The 17,251-nt window shown below is 69.9% G+C and carries 18 protein-coding genes; 10 read left to right on the plus strand and 8 right to left on the minus strand.

The annotated features are described in order from the left end of the window. Window positions 1-195: 195 nt before the first annotated feature. Both ACH4S7_RS34675 and bla read left to right on the plus strand, forming a co-directional pair. Window positions 196-762 (plus strand): hypothetical protein, encoded by a 567-nt coding sequence (locus ACH4S7_RS34675; RefSeq protein WP_398525386.1) that lies wholly within the window; start codon window positions 196-198, stop codon window positions 760-762. A gap of 339 nt (window positions 763-1,101) precedes the next feature. Continuing rightward, window positions 1,102-2,016 carry a class A beta-lactamase gene (gene bla / locus ACH4S7_RS34680; RefSeq protein WP_398525387.1) on the plus strand — a complete coding sequence of 305 codons (915 nt, stop codon included), beginning with the start codon at window positions 1,102-1,104 and terminating at the stop codon, window positions 2,014-2,016. Between the two features lie 83 nt (window positions 2,017-2,099). On the opposite strand, the gene ACH4S7_RS34685 is transcribed toward bla, so the two are convergent. From ACH4S7_RS34685 to ACH4S7_RS34715, 7 genes are all read right to left on the minus strand, one after another. Continuing rightward, window positions 2,100-3,011 (minus strand): phosphatase PAP2 family protein, encoded by a 912-nt coding sequence (locus ACH4S7_RS34685; protein ID WP_398525388.1) that lies wholly within the window; start codon window positions 3,009-3,011, stop codon window positions 2,100-2,102. Between the two features lie 157 nt (window positions 3,012-3,168). Beyond that, on the minus strand, window positions 3,169-4,128 hold the full coding sequence (locus ACH4S7_RS34690; RefSeq protein WP_398525389.1) for a hypothetical protein: 960 nt from the start codon (window positions 4,126-4,128) through the stop codon (window positions 3,169-3,171). Continuing rightward, window positions 4,125-4,466 (minus strand): PadR family transcriptional regulator, encoded by a 342-nt coding sequence (locus ACH4S7_RS34695; protein ID WP_398525390.1) that lies wholly within the window; start codon window positions 4,464-4,466, stop codon window positions 4,125-4,127. Before ACH4S7_RS34695 ends, ACH4S7_RS34690 begins: the two co-directional genes overlap by 4 nt. Before the next feature lie 209 nt (window positions 4,467-4,675). Then, window positions 4,676-5,290, minus strand: a complete 615-nt coding sequence (locus tag ACH4S7_RS34700) for an HAAS signaling domain-containing protein (RefSeq protein ID WP_398525391.1) — start codon at window positions 5,288-5,290, stop codon at window positions 4,676-4,678. Continuing rightward, the gene (locus ACH4S7_RS34705; protein WP_398525392.1) at window positions 5,287-5,661 is read right to left on the minus strand and encodes a PadR family transcriptional regulator; all 375 of its coding nucleotides are present in this window, start codon (window positions 5,659-5,661) and stop codon (window positions 5,287-5,289) included. The genes ACH4S7_RS34700 and ACH4S7_RS34705 overlap by 4 nt, the downstream gene beginning before the upstream one ends. A 79-nt stretch (window positions 5,662-5,740) precedes the next feature. After that, entirely contained in the window at window positions 5,741-7,000 is a 1,260-nt protein-coding gene (locus ACH4S7_RS34710) for a cytochrome P450 (protein WP_398525393.1), read from the minus strand. Window positions 7,001-7,367: 367 nt separating this feature from the next. After that, on the minus strand, window positions 7,368-8,930 hold the full coding sequence (locus ACH4S7_RS34715; RefSeq protein WP_398525394.1) for a S1 family peptidase: 1,563 nt from the start codon (window positions 8,928-8,930) through the stop codon (window positions 7,368-7,370). Between the two features lie 339 nt (window positions 8,931-9,269). Here ACH4S7_RS34715 and ACH4S7_RS34720 point away from each other — a divergent pair, with 339 nt between their 5' ends. Both ACH4S7_RS34720 and ACH4S7_RS34725 read left to right on the plus strand, forming a co-directional pair. Continuing rightward, on the plus strand, window positions 9,270-9,860 hold the full coding sequence (locus ACH4S7_RS34720; protein WP_398525395.1) for an NUDIX hydrolase: 591 nt from the start codon (window positions 9,270-9,272) through the stop codon (window positions 9,858-9,860). A gap of 175 nt (window positions 9,861-10,035) precedes the next feature. Then, window positions 10,036-10,704, plus strand: coding sequence for a hypothetical protein (locus ACH4S7_RS34725; protein ID WP_398525396.1), 669 nt, complete (start codon window positions 10,036-10,038; stop codon window positions 10,702-10,704). Between the two features lie 151 nt (window positions 10,705-10,855). On the opposite strand, the gene ACH4S7_RS34730 is transcribed toward ACH4S7_RS34725, so the two are convergent. After that, window positions 10,856-11,506 carry a TetR/AcrR family transcriptional regulator gene (locus ACH4S7_RS34730; RefSeq protein WP_398525397.1) on the minus strand — a complete coding sequence of 217 codons (651 nt, stop codon included), beginning with the start codon at window positions 11,504-11,506 and terminating at the stop codon, window positions 10,856-10,858. 94 nt (window positions 11,507-11,600) lie between these two features. Between ACH4S7_RS34730 and ACH4S7_RS34735 the strand changes: the two genes are divergently transcribed. The 6 genes from ACH4S7_RS34735 to ACH4S7_RS34760 all read left to right on the plus strand — a co-directional run bounded on the left by ACH4S7_RS34735 (window position 11,601) and on the right by ACH4S7_RS34760 (window position 17,115). Then, window positions 11,601-11,993: a DoxX family protein gene (locus tag ACH4S7_RS34735; protein WP_398525398.1), complete on the plus strand. Its 393-nt coding sequence runs from the start codon at window positions 11,601-11,603 to the stop codon at window positions 11,991-11,993. Window positions 11,994-12,326: 333 nt separating this feature from the next. Next, window positions 12,327-13,331: a hypothetical protein gene (locus ACH4S7_RS34740; RefSeq protein ID WP_398525399.1), complete on the plus strand. Its 1,005-nt coding sequence runs from the start codon at window positions 12,327-12,329 to the stop codon at window positions 13,329-13,331. 203 nt (window positions 13,332-13,534) lie between these two features. After that, the gene (locus ACH4S7_RS34745; protein ID WP_398525400.1) at window positions 13,535-14,071 is read left to right on the plus strand and encodes a hypothetical protein; all 537 of its coding nucleotides are present in this window, start codon (window positions 13,535-13,537) and stop codon (window positions 14,069-14,071) included. 178 nt (window positions 14,072-14,249) lie between these two features. Beyond that, entirely contained in the window at window positions 14,250-15,164 is a 915-nt protein-coding gene (locus ACH4S7_RS34750; protein WP_398525401.1) for a trypsin-like serine peptidase, read from the plus strand. Between the two features lie 248 nt (window positions 15,165-15,412). Next, on the plus strand, window positions 15,413-16,651 hold the full coding sequence (locus tag ACH4S7_RS34755) for an Ig-like domain-containing protein (RefSeq protein ID WP_398525402.1): 1,239 nt from the start codon (window positions 15,413-15,415) through the stop codon (window positions 16,649-16,651). Window positions 16,652-16,845: 194 nt separating this feature from the next. After that, entirely contained in the window at window positions 16,846-17,115 is a 270-nt protein-coding gene (locus ACH4S7_RS34760; protein WP_398525403.1) for a DUF6225 family protein, read from the plus strand. Window positions 17,116-17,251: the final 136 nt, after the last annotated feature.

Genomic DNA, 17,251 nt, shown 5'->3' on the forward strand with positions numbered 1-17,251 from the left:
TGCGCCTGGGCTGTCGCGCAGGCTTCCGGCCGAGCGGACTCGTCCGGGATCCGGCGCCCCGCAACCCTGCGGACCGGAAGGAGGCGCCCGGTCAGCGGAGTCGGCCAGCCCGGCACGACGCAGGGCTTCAGCCATCACGGGCAGCGAAATCGGGGCCGGAATCCGGGCCCGATTTCCCTCGGCTAACCTCACCGCATGTCTCTCACCGTTGATCAGTTGACCGGTTACGTGGACGGGGATTTGGACAGCGACCTGGCGCGCTGGTTTCCCGACGGGCCGCGGGTCGACATCCCGGCGTCGACCCGCCCGGTCGACCCCTTCCTCGCCAAGCTCCCGGCCAACGCGGCAACCGCGTTGGCCGGCTTCGACCGCAGGGTCCGTTCGGGATCCCTGCCACAGTGCTTCGACATACACGACTGGTCGTACGCCTTCGACTTCGAGGCCAACGACTGCCGGATCCTCGACTCCGACTATGAGACGGAGCTGTCCGACGACGATGTGTGGTCCATCGGCGCCGACGGAGGAGGCAACTACTACGTCGTGCTCGCCAACGGCCGGGTCGCGGTGTGGTTCCACGAGGAGGAGGTCATCGAGGCCGGCACGCAGTTCGACACCCTCGACGTCTACCTGTGGTCGATCGTCCGGTACCACGCCGTGCGCGCCGGCGTCCTCGATCTGGCTGCGGTCGAGGCGGACTTCCGCGCCCTCGGACAGCCCGGAGTGCTGGCACCGGGGATCGGGCTCCTCGCCTCACTGACCTGATACGTCTCACTGCTCTGATGCGACCGCCCCCTGGCGCCGAAGCGACCCTGACCGTGGCCGGCGCCGTCATCACCGAGCCGGCCACGCCCGCCCCCATGGGCCGCCATCGGTACACATGACACGCCGGGGAAGCCGAGGTCGTGTCCGTGGAATGGACACCGGACCTGGTCCGCCGCCTCATCCCGCGCCAACCGCCACGGCCCGTGACGCCGCCGCCCCCGACGTGTCCGGGTCCAGCGCCCCATGGGGCTGGACTCGGACAGCGCGGAGATCAAGGAAACCAAGCCTTGCGGGTCCGCGTTCTTGAAGGTGAAGCCATACCTTGAGGAGTGGACAGCCTTGATCACCGCAGACAAGCCCCCGTCCCGGCGTACGGCGCTCACCTGGGGAGCCGGAGTGGCACTGGCCGCCAGCTTGCCCCTGAGCGGGAGCGCGTACGCCTCGACATCCGGCACATCGCTCTCGCAACTGCTGAAGGATCTCGAACGGGAGCACTCCGCCCGCCTGGGGGTCTACGCCCTCAACACGGCGACCGGCCGGCGCGTGCAGTACCGCGCGACCGAGACCTTTCCCCTCTGCTCGGTCTTCAAGACACTGGCCGCAGCAGCCGTCCTGCGCGACCTCGATCACGACGGGGAGTTCCTGGCCCGACGCATCCGGTACACCGCGAAGGAAGCCACGGACTCGGGCTACGCGCCGATCACCAGCAAGCCCGAGAACCTCTCCGGCGGCATGACCGTTGAGGAATTGTGCGCCGCCACGATCTGCTACAGCGACAATGCCGCTGGGAATCTCCTCCTCCGCGAGCTGGGAGGGCCCACGGCGATCACCCGGTTCTGCCGCTCGATCGGGGACCGTACGACTCGCCTCGATCGGTGGGAGCCCGATCTGAACTCCGCTGAACCAGGGCGTGTCACCGATACCACCAGCCCGCGTGCCATCGGGCAGACCTACGCCCGCCTCACCCTGGGCACCGCGCTTCCGCCCCCGGACCGCGCACGGCTCACCGATTGGCTGCTGGCCAACACCACGGGTGGAGCGAAGCTGCGGGCCGGTCTGCCCTCTGACTGGATCGTCGCGGACAAGACCGGGGGCGGGAAGTACGGCACCAACCACGACGTGGGCATCGTCTGGCCGCCCAACCACTCCCCCATCGTCATGGCCGTGCTGACGACACAGCCCGAGCCCGAGGCCCCGGCGGACAACCCTCTGATCGCCAAGACCGCCACCCTGGTGGCGACAGCACTCACCTGAACCCGGTGTGACCGCCCGGGGCGACACCACGCCGGCTCCACACCTCGCGCCGAAGCGATGGACGGTGGAGCGGGCCGGAACGGTCAGCCCACTGCGGGGCGCACGCGGCGTCCGGTGTGTACGGGCCTCCGTGCCGTGGTGAACCAGAACAGGGTCGCGCACAGGAAGCCCGCTGCCGCGAAGACCAGCGACTGCGTGAGGGAGTCGGTCCGCGCCCCGGCGACGAGCGCACCCGCCGCTGACAGACTCAGGGCGACCGCGGGCAGCGCACGAGGGCGCCGCGTAACCCCTGGCGCGTCGGCCGGTGGCGGCAACCACCGGGTCGCGAGGCAGTAGCAGGCGCAGGCCAGCAGTGCGGAGCCCAGTACGTCGCTGGGCCGGTGGTGGTAGGTGGCCTGGACGGCGGCTGCGGTGACGGCGAGCCACACCATGCCGGCCACGAGGACGTAGGGGCGGATACGGGGGGAAGCGACGAGTGCAGCGCCGAGAGCCAGCGCGATGGGGACGGCCGCGTGTCCACTGGGGAAGCTCGGATCGATGAGCGAGACCTCCGCGTCGACCAGCTCGGGGCGGGGCAGGATCGTCCTGGTCAGTTCCTTGCTCGCGATCGTGACCACGACGATCCCGATCGCCGCGCACCCCTGCCACCAGCACCTCCGCACCAGGGTGACGGCCGCGATGACCGCGAGGCCCACGAGCAGCGTGGGCAGGGCGGTGTGATTCAGGGGCGGCATGGCAGACGACTGGAAGGCCGTCCCCGACCAACCGTAGATCCATGCCTCCCGGGCGTCGCCTTCGCCGAACAGGGCGTTCTCCGCCCGCTGCCCGAGCGGTGTGCAGACGGCGATCAGATAGACCGCCAGGAATCCCAGGAAGCACAGCGGAGCCGAGATCCGTGGCCGTACCGTCCTGGTGGGGCCGGGTTCGATCGTGGTGCCCGGGGCCTGGTGGGAGTCCGGGTGCGTGGACAGGGTGGAGAGGTCTTGCCGAGTCATTACTTTCTCTGTCTTGACGGGGTCTTCGCGGATCTTTGCGGGTCTTCGCGGGTCTTCGCGGGTCTTCGCGGGGAAGCGATGCACGGTCACGCGCCGCCGGGGCGCGCGTGAGGTGGACCCCCCCGGCGGATCCGCTCGGGCCACCGGGGATCCGCTGCTATGGGAGGAGCGCCCGGCTCTGCCGGCGCTGGGCGGCGATCGCCAGGGCCGGGAGGGGGGCGATAAGGAGGACGAGGACGACCAGATCCGGCAGGGACTGTAGGAACCCGTTCGGCTGGATGACGATCGCCTGGGTACGGATGAACGCGAACGCCGCGACGGGGATCAGCCACCGGTGGTCACCGGTGGCGGCCGTCGCCACCCAAGCGGCGATCAGCGCGGCGACTTCGAGGACGAACAGGCCGCGTTGGAAGGCCGGGCTGATGGCGATGATGTGCAGGGCCCCGGCCGCGAACATGGCGAACACGACGGGGATGAGCCAGCGGTACGAGTGGCGCCGCAGCCGGCCGGGGCGGCAGGCCGCCAACACGGCGCACGCGATGCACAGCACACCGGACAGCACCAGGTCACGGGCGGTGATCGGGGCGCCGAGACCGTAGTAGCCCAGGCCCGCCTTGCCCTCGTCGCCGAAGAACGTGTTGGTGGTGAACGTGGCACCGGCGTAGATCATCGCCGCCGCGGCCGGCAGGGCGATCCACGGCCTGCCCCGCAACAGGGCGACCAAGCAGACCAGCGGGAGCAGCCCGTAGGGCAGGAGCCGGGTCCGCGTACCGGGACCGTGCGCCCATGGGTACCAGCCGGAGAAGTCGAAGGCGATGGCGTGCTGACCGGGATCGATGCGCAGCGCCCAGTGCCAGACGTCCTGCAGGTACGGCACCAGCGCCAGCGCGGCGAGGACGAGAGCGGTCAGATGGATGCCGTCCAGCCACCATGGCCGGGCCGTGTCGTCGACAACGGCACGGGCGCGGGCCTGGACCCCGGCACGCACCACGGCGACGACCTCCCGCGGCGGGGGCCAGGACCGGCCGGGATACGCCTCGGACAGGCACGCCAGCAACTCCTTTCCCTGCCGGGAGCGGTAGGGCTCGGGGTAGGCCGCGAGCAGCAGACGGTTCATGCCGGGGCCACCCCGGCGTCCCGCGACCGCCCGAGAACGACAGCCGCCGCCTGCCGCATCCGCAGCGCCTCCCGGTCGAGCGCCTTGCCGCCGCCCTCCGTGAGCCGGTAGTAGCGCCGCGCCCGCCCGTCCACGATCTCCTCGTCGCCGGGCGCCACCAGCCCGGCCCGCTCCAACCGCTCCAGCGCGCCGTAGAGAGTGCCGACAGCGATCCGGAGCCGCCCGTCGGTCGCCTGCTCGGCCGCCTTGATGATGCCGTAGCCGTGCAACGGTCCGTCCATGAGCGCGGCGAGGATGAAGTACTGCGGCTCCGTCAGGGACGGGCTCTGTCGTGTCATGAGCCGACTATATATCGAGCACCGATATATAGTCGGCCACACCGAGGGTCACCAGCCGGGACCCCCAGCCGGCCGGGGCGTTCGACAGCGGACCCTCGGCGCACCCGCGCGGCACTGGTGGATGCTCACCACTGCCGTGCTTCCGCAACGGCGGGACCGGCCGCGCGGCCGGCCCTTGGGGTGACCGCCGGGCGCGAGGGGGGCCGCACTCAGGCGCGGCGGACCCGCCAGAGCCATACGGCCGTGCCGGCTATCAGGGCGAGCGACCCCAGGTTGGCCAGGAGGGCCGGGATCTCCGCGGCCTGGTGGCCCGAGATCAGGTTCCAGGTGACGATGACGGTCGTCGGCACGATGACGCTGAGCAGTACGCCGGTGGTCTTCTGAACGGCGGTCCAGTGCACCGAGGTACAGAGCAGCACCATGCCGGTGACACGGAACAGGAAGCCGAACACGGAGCCGGGGTCGAACGCCGCGTCGGGGCCGATGGAGAAGACCATCGTGAAGGGCAGCGAGAGGCTGAGCATCAGGAGCGGTACCAAGGGATGCACCTTGCCGCGCCGAGCGGGCGCACCGAGATCGGCTCGCGCCGGGACCCCGGCCACTCCGCTCCCCGCCTCGGCCAGCGCCGTCGCCGCGATCGTGCGGGGGTCCCCCAGCTCCGCCAGGATCTCGCCGATGGCGGCGCCGGGCTGTTCGGCGCGCGTCACCTCGATGTGCTCGGCGAGGTCGGCGAGGAGTTCCTGGCGACGGTCGGCGGCGAGCCCGGAGGTCTCGCGCTCGACGGCGGAGAGGTAGTCGCGTACGGGGTCGGCAGAGGTCTTCATGCGGGGTCTCCGGTAACGGGGTGGGGGGAGGTCAGAAAGGCGTCGACGGCGTCACGGAAGCCGGGCCAGACTCGGGTGAACTCGTCGAGCGCGGACCGACCGCTGTCGGTGAGCGCGTAGTAGCGACGGGGCGGACCGGAGGCGGACTCCTGCCAGGTGGTGGTGACCAGGTCGTCGCGGCGGAGCCGGGAGAGCAGCGGGTAGACCGTGCCCTGACTGGTGGCCAGGGCGCCGGACTCCTCCAAGGCGCGGAGGAGTTCGACGCCGTAGCGCGGGCGGTCCCGCATCAGGGCGAGTACGCAGTACTCCAGGACACCCTTGCGCAGTTGGGCGGCCGCCCGGGCCTGCTTGGTCGAATCACCTGGTTCCATGCGATGCAAGATACCTGGTGGAACAAGTGGATGGGAAGGGGGAGTACGTCCGGGAGCAGCGACAGGATGAGGAGAAGGCTCAGCCACTGCCCCCGGGGGTCACCTCCACCATGCAGTGCCGCAGTTCGTAACCGCCGATGGTGTCGCTGAACCCGATCGTCGGTGGACTCGCCATCCGCACTCCGGGCAGGGCGAGCAGCCGGCTGAGGAAGACGTCCGTCTCCAGGAGTGCGATGTGCAGCCCGGGGCACTTGTGCGGGCCATCGCCGAAGGCCAGCCCTGGCGGCCCGGGGTACTTCATGGTGCGCCCGGGACGCAGACAGCGCGGCTGTGCCCCGACGGTTCGTTCGTCGACGTTGGTGTGATCGACCAGGATGTCGATCCGGTCGCCGACCGGGACGGTGAGTCTCCCGCCGTCGGCACCGGGGAGGTCGAGTGGTTCGGTGGTGCGGCGGCTGAGACGGCCCACGACCGGTTCGAGCCGCAGGATCTCCCCGAGCACCGCGAGCCTGCCCGGCTCGTCCGCCGCCCGGTAGTGCGCCAGCAGATCGGCGTCGGAGAACAGGTGCCAGGCCGCCGCGCTGATGAACTCACGGGTGGTGACCATGCCCGCCGCCGCGAAGGTGAGGCACTCGCCGAGGATCTCCGTGTTCGAACAGCCGTCGTCGATGAGGTGGGAGATGAGATCGTCCCGCCTGGTCCGGCGGCGGGCCCGCACGGCGGGGCGCACATCGCCGAGGTACACGCGCAGCCAGTTGGTGTTCTGTCGCAGCGTCCAGTAGATGCCGTGCAGACTCGTCAGCCCCGGCGTGCCGAACCGCTCCGGGAAGAAGCGCTCCAACCGTTCCTTGATGCCGGGCCTGCTGTCCGTCAGGCCGATGACCGCGCAGGCCACCTCGATCGCGAGATCGAAGCTGAGATCGGACAGCCGGGCCCTGCCCTCGGCCCTGAGCCGGTCGATCTGGGCCTGCGCGACGCGGACCATGACGTCCCGGTAGTGCTCATCGACGCGGCGTGGGGTGAAGAACCTCGCGGTCTGGCGGCGGTGTTCACGATGCTCGGGACCGTCCCGGTAGAGCACCGGCCGCCGGATGCGCTTCGGCAGCTTCGACACCATCTCGATTCCGAGCCCGGCCTGCACGGTCGACGTACTGCGCAGCACGGCACGCGCCTCGTCGTACCCGCGCACCTCCCACACCCCCCCAACGCCCCGCACGACGGGACACTCCGCCGCCGTCCCGCCGCGCTCGATCCTGCGGAATCCGAATCCGTTGTCCGACCCTGCCTCCGCCGAGTCACCGACGTCACCTGCAGCTAACTCACCGGACTCGCCGCCCATGAGCGGCACCTCCCTCTTCCCGAAGACCATGCCGAGCACCCGTGGACCGGCCTCCCCGCCCCGACTGCCGGTACACCCTCGTCGGTCACGGGGCGGTGCGGTGGGCCGTACGGGGTGTTCCTTCCCGCTACGGCGGCGGGGGAAGCGGGTAACCGGGGGCGTACGGCGAACCGGGGGGCGAAACGACCCGCCCCGGGGAACCTGACGCGACGGACCCCGCCCTATCGCAGGGGGCCCGGACCGCAGACCGATCATCCGGCAACGGACGCATCACCGGTCCGAAAGCTGTCCGGGAGCTGTCCGGGAGTGGCGACAGCGCCGTCACCGTCGCGACGGTGACGGCGCTGTCGCCGGTGCAGGGGATCGGTCAGCGCGTGGGGGTGGCGGGTCGGTGTGTGGAGCCTGTGAGAGTGCAGCCCTTTCGGGACAGGTCCAGCTCGGACCCCTGGGTAAGACAGGAAGCGATCATGTGAACCTGTTGTCCGTAGTTACGTCCCTGGACAGCGGTCACGGACCCGTCCGGAAGCACCTCACAGGGGTTATCGGTGACGCACTTGCCTCCGTCCATGTTCTGGGTGCTATGCACCCCCATGACCGTGCCGCCGTCGGGGGCGAGCAACGCCGAACCGGCCGGTGAGGTGTCGTACGGGGCGCAGCCCGGGCTGGCGGAGTACCGGATCGCGTCATCCTGCTGGTGGTCACCCTCGCGTAGCTGCTTGACGACGGTCTCGGCGGTGCAGCTCCAGCGCTGGCTGGCGTAGGCCATGGTCAGCCGGTCACCCGCGCGCGCTGGAGTGGTGGTGAGCCGGAAGACCTTCGCGCGCGCCGACTTCAACTGCGCATAGGTCTTGTCGAGTCGGTACAGCGCGATGTCGGTGCCGGTCATCGTCGCGTACACCAGTCGGTCCGCATGGGCGGTGACCCGGGGGTAGCCCTGGCGGTTGGCGATCGGCACCTTGACGTCGGCGGGCTGGTTCACCAGCGCCTTTCCGGGCGCGGGCCATCCCTCCCCGACACAGCGCCCGTTGGTCAGCATCAGCGCCCGGTCCTGTGGCCGCGAGGTGGCAGTGCGGACCACCGAGCCCGTACAGCCGTCCAGGTTCACCGCGCCTTCCACGTTCGGGATCTGGTCGTCGGGGGGCACGTTGGTGCCGCTGATGATGCCGTTGATCCAGTCGGTGTACATGGTGACATCGGTGTAGTGCGTCGGCATCCGGTCGCCGCTGGGACCGGTGACGGTACCGGCCACCGCCCATTGATCCCCCTCGCGGACCAGCGCAGGCCCTCCGGAGTCCATGTTGGTCGCCCCGACGCTGCCGTCGCGGCTGCCGATGCACAGCTCTCCGACCCTGTCGGACCCACAGGCCGAGGCCGGCTGCACCACGGTGTCCGCCTCACGCAGCTTGGTGGGGAAACAAGCTGGATTGCCGAAGTCATCGCAGGTCATGCCCCATCCCATGATCCGAGTGGGGGTGTTCGCGGCCGGTGTGGCCGAGGCGATCTTCACGGGCTTGGCACGCACCGGAGTCCGCAGATGCAGCAACGCGAGATCCTTGCCCCAGTACCCTCCCTGGTCCCGCTCGATGGCCAGACGGTAGTAGTGATCGACCTCCGCCACCTCACCTCCGGACGTGGTGTTCGGCGATCCGACGCGGACCTTCCAGCCCTGGGGGACGCCCACGCGCGATCCGGTCGGGTTCTTGCCCGCACAGTGACTTGCGGTCAACACCCACTGCGGCGCGAGGACCACCACCCCACAGCCGTGACTGTCCGCACGCGGAGGTGCGGGGTAGGCGGGCTGGAAGGAGCCCATGAAGGAATACGCCTGGGTTGACTCGGTACCACCCACGATGGCCTGCGCCTGGTTGGTGGCGACGGTGGTCGTGCCCAGCGCGAGCACCAGGCCGATTAACAGAGATCGACTTCGCATGGACGGGACGCTAGTGCGCGAACATCTCCGTACTTCATCGCCGTGCGCACGGCTGCGATGCGACGCTGTATCAGTTGTTGATACACAAGGAGATCATGGGCGAACGGCGCCTGGCGATGGACCGGCCGGAGTGGTCGCGGGCTGGACCATGAGTCCAGCCTCACCAGGCAGGCGTCACCCTGAGGGCGGGCGCCCCGTCCGGCTCATCAGGTCTTTCCGGCCCGCTCCCGGATCGTGCGGTTGGTCGCATCCCCGCGGAACCTTCAGTGGTGCAGATCACTCATCACCTTTTTCCCATGGGGTCGTCGGTGTGTCAGTGGCACCTGAGATCGTGCATCCGTGAGCGAACTGGTTGAGCATGTCGATGAGCACGACCGCGTGCTGGGGATCGTCGAGCGGGATGAGGCGGTGCGGGAGAACCGGCTGCATCGCATTGCGGCGACGATCTGCCGTGATCGCGAAGGTCGGATCCTGGTGCTGCGGCGCGCTGAGACGTTGTCCCGGTTCCCGGGCCACTACGACGCGATGGTCGGCGGCGCCGTGGACGTGGGCGAATCGTACGAGGAAGCGGCGGTCCGCGAGTTGGCCGAAGAACTGGGCGTTCGCATGCCGGTGCGTTTCCTGTTCAAGCTCCTTTTCCGAGAGGGGATCAGCCCCATCTGGCTCGGGGTGCATGAGGCCGTCGTGTCGGAGACCTTGGTACCGGACTCGGATGAGATCGACTGGTACGACTGGCTGACAGTGACCGAACTGCGCGGAGTCCTTGATGAATGGCGCTTCGTTCCGGGCGGGCGGGAGGCTCTGCGCCAGTACTTGGGGTCCGGCTGCGGCAGTGGTACGAGCCAGCCGGCCGCCGGGGTGACCGGCGATGCGGGGCACCTCGGCCCAGCGGGCACCCCGCCGCAGGACCCGGTGGCCGACACGGAATGAGATCGACGGCGGCCGGCGCTCCCACTTCGTGATCATGTCACCGACCTGCGACAGCGTGGTCCTGGAACGAAGACACCGGGTCCCCTTCGGCTCCCACTCCCCTCATAGTGATCGAACAGGCACACGAGAGGCCGCACCTGATCGGCCTCAACCGCTGGTGAACCAAGGGGATTTCATGTCCGGCAACCGTCACAAGGCCCTTCTCGTCTCCCTAGCCCTCGCGGGCGGCGCCATGCTGATGACGGCGTGCCAGGATGCGGGCTCGGCCAAGGACGCCGGCGCCGCTCAGGGTTCTTCGTCCGCCACTCCGGCCGGCAAGGCGGCCACCCCGTCCGGTTCATCGACCGCGGGCAGCGGTCAGGGAACCGACGACGACGCCGGCGCGACGGGCACGGGGCCCGACGGCGGCGAGGACGGGGCCGGCAGTGGCGAGCGGGAGTCGATCGGGCAGAACTGCGGCACCAACGACATCTCCTGGAGCGCCAGGTCCGAGCCTCAGGCCGGCGGTTACCTCCTCATCATCGCGAAGGCGAAGTCGGGGATCACCTGTGTCCTGCCGGCCGCGCATCCGACCGTGGCGTTCGGTTCCGACGGCACCGAGGCGGGTCCCGCGGAGCAGGCCGTCGGCAAGCAGATCACGCTGAGCGGTCGTACGGCCGCCTACGCCGGGGTGAACCCGAAGGGCAGCGGCGGAAACGGTGGCAAGGAACTGGACAGCATCGTCGTCGGCATCAGTGACGACGACCCCAACCCGGTCGACCTGCCGGTCGGCACCATGACCGTCGAGGACCCGATCGTCACCAACTGGCACACCTCCCAGGCGGACGCCGTTCCCTCCCCCTGACCGGACCCGCCGCTCGTGATCCGTCCCTGAACGGCCCGTGACAGGATCCCGCCGCCGCGGCGCCCTGCGCCATCCGGGCGGGTCGACCCTTCACCCGCTGGCGATCCACCCGCGCGGGATCTGCGCGTGGGCAGGCGTACGCCCTCCTGGTTCAGTGGTGCGGGCGGGCGGCGACCATCGCGTCGTGCAGTTCACCGGGACTGGGTACGGGAGGCAGTGCGGATGCCGTCGGCGTCGCGCGGCAGGAGTCCAGCAGCAGCGCGACCAGACGCTGCCACGCACCCGGCGCGGCATGACGGGTCGACGACAGCACGCCGGCGTTGGCCATCAGGAACAGCATGACGTCGCCGCTCGTCAACTCGGGGCGGAGGCTGCCCTGTTCCTGCGCGCGGCGGATCAGGGCGTCCACCGCGGCCACGGCGCGCGAGCGCGGCTCCTCCATGCCCGGCGAGTCGGGGAAGCAGGCGGTGAAGCCCTCGGTCACTCCGCGGTCGGCGGCCTGCATGGCACAGACGTGCTCGACGAAACCCCGGAATCCGGCCCACGGGTCGGCCGCCAGTGAGGCTTCTTCGGCGAGCCGGGCCAGTTCGTTCATCCGGTCGGTGAGCACCGCCTCGATGAGCGCCTCCCGTTCGGGGAACCGACGATAGAGCGTGGCGATGTTCACCTCCGCCTGCCGCGCGATCTCCTCCAGCGGTGCTCCGAGCCCGCGCTCGGCGAACACGGTGCGGGCCGCCGACGCGATGCGCTTCCGGTTGAACTCGGCGTCTTTGCGAAGTCCCCGGCGCTCAGCAGATGTCATGCGCCCATCCTACAAGTGAAGGAGAGGCTGCGGTTCTGGTAGGTTAGCGCCGCCATTGAAACGCAGGCATCCCTTCACTTCTGGAGAGTGCGCCGTGAATGTCATCCTGTGGGTCGCTCAGGCCCTTCTTGCCGTGCTGTTCGCCGGAGCGGGCGGCATGAAGATCGCCATGTCACCGGAGTCGCTGATTCCGCTCATGCCCTGGGTGGTCGACTTCGCCCCGGAGACGGTGAAGGCGATCGGAGTGGTCGAAGTGCTCGGCGCGGCCGGGCTGATCCTCCCCGCCGCCACCTCGACCGCCCCGCTGCTGACCCCGATCGCCGCAGCCGGGCTCGGCGTCGTCATGGTCGGCGGAACAGCCGTGCACATCGCCCGATCCGAATACTCTGCCGGCCTCGCCAACGGGGTGGTGCTCGCGGCGGCCGTCCTGGTCGCCCGGGGCAGGTTCCGGCCGCGCCAGACCCCTGACGCGATACCGACGCGCTGACCGCGGGCGCCCCGGGCTCTTGGGGCTGCCACTCCTCCCGTTCGCCGAACGCCCCTCTGAGACGTGCGCGCCACACTCTCATCAACCGTCGCGGTGAGGGGCATCGGCCACACCGTTCACCCTGGTCAGCCATAGAGGGAGCGCTCATCGAGCAGCCCGCGCCCCCTGCGTGCGCCCATCGGATGGTACGGCGGCGCCCGGCCCCTAGCCGCGCATCCCGTCCGCCCCGACGATGCGGGACGAGCCCCTGCCGTCCGGCCGGGTGCCATCCGAGGGTCCCAGGAGGTCCCCATGGGCAGAACGAGAACCAGAGCGGGCAGGAGGAGAATGTCGATGGGCACGGTTGCCGTCGCACTCATCTCGATCATGGCCATGGGAACGGGTTCGGCCCAGGGCGGGGACCGGGACGCGGCTCCCGCCACCGAAACGATCCGGGTGGTGCCGGAGAGCACCCGGTCGGGAGGCGCGGACGCCTTCCTCCCGGAACTGCCCGGCGCGGTACGCGAACTGACCCGGATCCAGCAGCGGATCGCCGCCCATGTCACGGCAGGCGAGACCGCCCACACCTTTGCCAGCTATCTCGACCGCACCACCGGGCGCATCGTCCTGAAGTCCGACGCTCCCTCCGAGGTCGTGATCGCCGTGACCGGCCGGCGCGCCACCGCACCGCTGACCACACCACTACCCGCCCCGGCCGCCGCCCCCTTCCAGGATCCCGGGATCAACGCGCCCCACCGTTACCAGGACAATGCCCCGTTCAGCGGCGGCGCCGCCATCCGCACCGCGACCACACCGCCCTGTACCTCCGGCCTCGCGGTGAAGGTGTCCACTGGGCAGGTCTATCTGACCACCTCCGCGAGTTGTTTCCCGCACAACGGGCCCGTACAGACCGAAGTCGGCGCCACTCCCTTGGGCACCGCCTTCCATCGAGTCCCCCAGGTGGACACGGTGGTCATCGGCGGCAGGACCTACGGGGGCCGGATCTATGTCGGGGGCCTCGTCACTTCCAGCACCATCCCGGTGGCCTCGGCGGGCGCGGCCACCGTCGGGCCCGTCGAGCACTGCTACAGCGGCCGAACCTCGGGCGAGGTCTGCGCCAACAAGGTGGTCAGCCTCAACGGCCAGCTCTGCGGGCCGCGGGAATGCACGTACGGCCTGATCGTCACCCGCGGCGGCAGCCCCCCTCAGCCGGGAGACCAAGGCGCCCCCTTCTACTTCAAGGATGCCGCCGGTGCCCATGTCCGCGGACAGGTCTACGTGGCCGTCGGAGCGGAGTGCTTCGTGACGTCGTGGACCCGGATCTCCACGGCACTGGGCGTCTCGATCGTGACCGGCTGACCCCGCCCTGGGAGCGTGCCGTCGGCCGGTGTGTCGACGGCACGGCCAGGAGAAGCGGACTCTCGCCGTCGTGGTGCCCACCGATCGCGACCAGACCGGCTCCGTCGGTGTCGAAGCGAGGGCAGGTGGAGCAGCGGATTCAGGCATCGCCAAGTCCCTTGAGGCCATAGCCCCGTTCACCGCGCTCGGACTACCCTCGACGGGTGCAATGGTCCTCGATCGTCCACGTCACGGCGTTGTACTCGCTGGTTGCTTCGGTGCTGTTCTGCGCCGTGCTGATCGGCGGGGCGATGATCGCCCCGGATTCCCTGGAGCATGACTACCCGCCCGCGATCAGGGACCGCTTCCGTGCCGAGCACGGAGGGAAGTCCGCCCGAGGGGCCCGCACCTCCGCGGTGATGGGTGCTCTGATGACCGTACTGCTGGTGGCCGCGCCCCTGGCCGCGCTCACCGGCCTGCACCAGGAGCGGGGTTCCGACCTGGGTTTCTGGCCGGGATTCGGATTCGGCACCGCACTGTTCAGTTGGATCAACCTCGTCGATCTGCTGATCGTCGACTGGTGGGTGTTCTGCACCCTGCGCCCCGCGTTCTTCACCCTCCCCGGGACCGAAGGCATGCCCCAGTACCGCGACCGGGCGTTCCACTGGCGGGTGCTGCTGCCGTTTCCCGTGCTGATGATCCCCGGGTACGGAGTGCTGGTGGGCCTGGGCACCCTCGCGGTCGAGGCACTACTCGGCTGAGCCGGGAAGGCCCGCCCGGGCCGGCCGCTCCAGGCACGGGTTGCCGGGCATGTGTGCGCATATCCGCACGCGCATGTCACAGGACGTCGACAGCGACAACCAGTCAGCGAGTCCCTCTCTCCTGTAGTACGAACGGACGGTCCGTCCGCCGACTGCATCAGCCGAGGAGACATCTGCCATGCCCGAGACCTCAACTCCCGTGAACCGGCGCCTTCGTGGCCGCGCCACGGGACTCGCCGTGGCCGGTACGGTCCTCGCTCTCGCCGTCCCCGTCGTGGTGACGGCCGGGCCCGCCCAGGCCGCCCCCGCCGACCCGGTCTCCGTCCTGAAGTACACCGCCAAGGAGCGCAAGGCCGCCCTCGCCTACTGGACGACGGCCCGTATGAAGGCCGTCGGCAAATCCGTGGACCTCGGACCGACCGGCCCGAAAGCCAAGCCGTACCGGGGCACCCCCCTGAAGACCGTGGGGAGGCTCTTCTTCATCAACGCCAACGGCGCCGACACCTGGTGCACGGCCACCGCGGTGAAGAGCGCCAACAAGTCCGCCGTGATGACCGCGGCCCACTGCGTGCGCCGGGGCTCCTCCCCCTACAACACCAGCATGCATATGGTGTTCGTCCCCGGCTACGACAAGGGCAGGAAGCCGCACGGCACCTTCGCGGTGCGCAGCGCCGCCACCCCCCGTGTCTGGGAAAACGACTCCCTCAACGACATGGCCGCCCTGACCGTCGACGCCGACCACAAGGACCGCAAGCTCACCGACGTCGTGGGCGGCCAGGCCATCGCCTTCAACCGACCCGTCGGCGGCACTGTCTCCGCCCTCGGCTACCCCGCCACCCGTCCGCAGCTCGGCGAAGAACTCCTGCGCTGCGTCGGTAAGCCGAAGAAGGAGCACGGCACGCAGGTCATCCCCTGCAGCCTGAGCGGCGGCGCCAGCGGCGGCCCCTGGTTCGCCGACTTCAGCACCACCACCGGCAAGGGCACCCTGGTCTCGGTCAACTCCGCGCTCGACTCCACGACCCCGACCAAGATGTACGGCGAGATCCTGGGGGCCACGGCCCAGAAGGTGTACGACCGGGCCCAGCGCGCCTGAGACGCGGTCCGGTCCGGGGCCTGACGCCAACCGGACGTCCTGGGCCCCGGGCCGTGACCATCGGTTCAACCTCCCGCGGCTCGGTGACACCCTCCTGAACCGGGCCGGGGCCGATGCAGGGGAGGTGTCGATCGCGCAACCCATGACCCCATTCTGTGACGAGAACGAGGCAATCAACCCCTGGTGCAACCTTTTCGGCTTTTGACCACTCTTTGTTTTCGATTCCCTTTCGCAAGGAGGTACGGACCTTGTCCAGCGCACCGCTCTCGTCCACCCCGCACGACAGAACGCCGGAAGCCGGCCACGCACGCTCAGCCGGTCGCCGAGGGCACCGCAGGACGGTGGTGGTCGCCACCGGACTCGTAGTGCTCCTCAGCGCTTGTTCGAGCGGGGCGAAGGACGATGCGAAGGGCGGGTCCACGGCGGCGGGGACCGAGCGGCCGGAGATCTCCGTGAACCTCCAGGGTCGAGCGGCCCTCGCGGGCAAGCCCGTCACCGTACGACTCGCCCAGGGTGAGCTGAAGGAAGTGAAGGTCACCGGTGCCAAGGGTGCGCCGCTCGGCGGTGCGGTGTCGAAGGACGGCAGCACCTGGACCTCGCACCGGGTCGCGGCGCCGGGGACCTCGTACCAGATCCACGCCATCACGAAGAAGGGCGGTTCGGCGCAGGCGTCCTTCGCGACCGCCGCCGCTACGAAGGTCAACAAGCTGGAGCTCGCGCCCGGCAAGGGGACCACGGTCGGCATCGCCCAGCCGGTCTCGATCGTCTTCGACCACCCGGTGAAGGATCGGGCCGCCGTCGAGCGCTCTCTCAAGATCACCACCTCGAACAACACCGTCGGCTCCTGGGGCTGGATGGAGCACTACGACGGACGGACCCGCGTCGACTGGCGGCCCAAGGAGTACTGGCGCCCGGGTACCACGGTGCGCCTCCGGGCGGAGCTCAACGGCATCGACTCCGGTGCGGCGGGCGGCTGGTTCGTCCGGGACTACGACATGGGGTTCACGATCGGCCGCGCGCAGATCGTCAAGGTGGACCTGGCGTCGAAGACGCTGAAGCTGATGCAGGACGGCAAGCAGCTCCGCTCGATACCGGTGTCGGCGGGAACGCCCGGCGGTAAGAAGCGCTCCTGGGGCGGCACCTCCGTGCTGATGGCCAAGGAGGGCACCATCAACATGAACTCCGAGACGGTCGGCCTCGGGGACGCCTACAACAAGATGGTCGACTACTCGATGCGGCTCACCTGGTCGGGGATGTACGCCCACGCAGCGCCCTGGAACGCCGCCTACTTCGGCAACGCGAACCGCAGCTCCGGATGCATAGGCATGAGCACGGGGAACGCGTCCTGGCTGTACTCCCAGCTCCGCCCCGGCGACCCCTTCGAGATCGCGGGTCCCGGCCACAAGGGTGACCCCGCACCGGGCAACGGCTACGGCGAGTGGAACCTGTCCTGGCAGGAGTGGCAGACCAAGAGCGCCCTCGTCTGATCCGGAGCGGCGCGGCGGCCCCGGGGCCGGAATCGGTCAGCGGGGCCCCGGGCCGGAATCGATGGCGGAGGCTCGGGGCGGCCCCCCCGGCGGCGCGGCGGGTTTCCGCACGCCGATGAGGCGATCGGCTGACAGTGCGCGGCGTTGCGGCATGGGAGCGCCCCTCGTGGCCCCATCGGCCATAGCGTCGCGCCATGACTGACACATTCGATCACGCCCCGCAGGTATGGACCGCGGGGCAACTGCGGCGGGCCCTTGAGGCGCTGCCCGACGAGACTCCGCTTCATGTCGGGGTCGCGGACGGCCCCGGCGACTTCGACGGGTACAGCGAGTACGCCGTGGTGGACCTGGAGCCGGTCGAGAAGGACATCCCCGGGTCGCGCTCGGACTCGGGCCGGACGACGGTCGAGTTCACCCTGTTCGTGGACTACAAGGCGGGCCAGTACGAGCGCGACCCGGCATGACCGCTGCTCGTTGACGACCGCGGGCGTTCCCGGGCTGCGGAAGGACCGCGTCAGCGCGTCGACGGCACGGTCCTCCGGTTGCTGGGGCGTGCTCGTCGCCTTCAGCGTCGATGCGGCCGCTTTCCCGTCGGTCAGG

The sequence above is a fragment of the Streptomyces sp. NPDC020965 genome (genome assembly GCF_044333555.1).
Classification (GTDB): Bacteria; Actinomycetota; Actinomycetes; order Streptomycetales; family Streptomycetaceae; genus Streptomyces.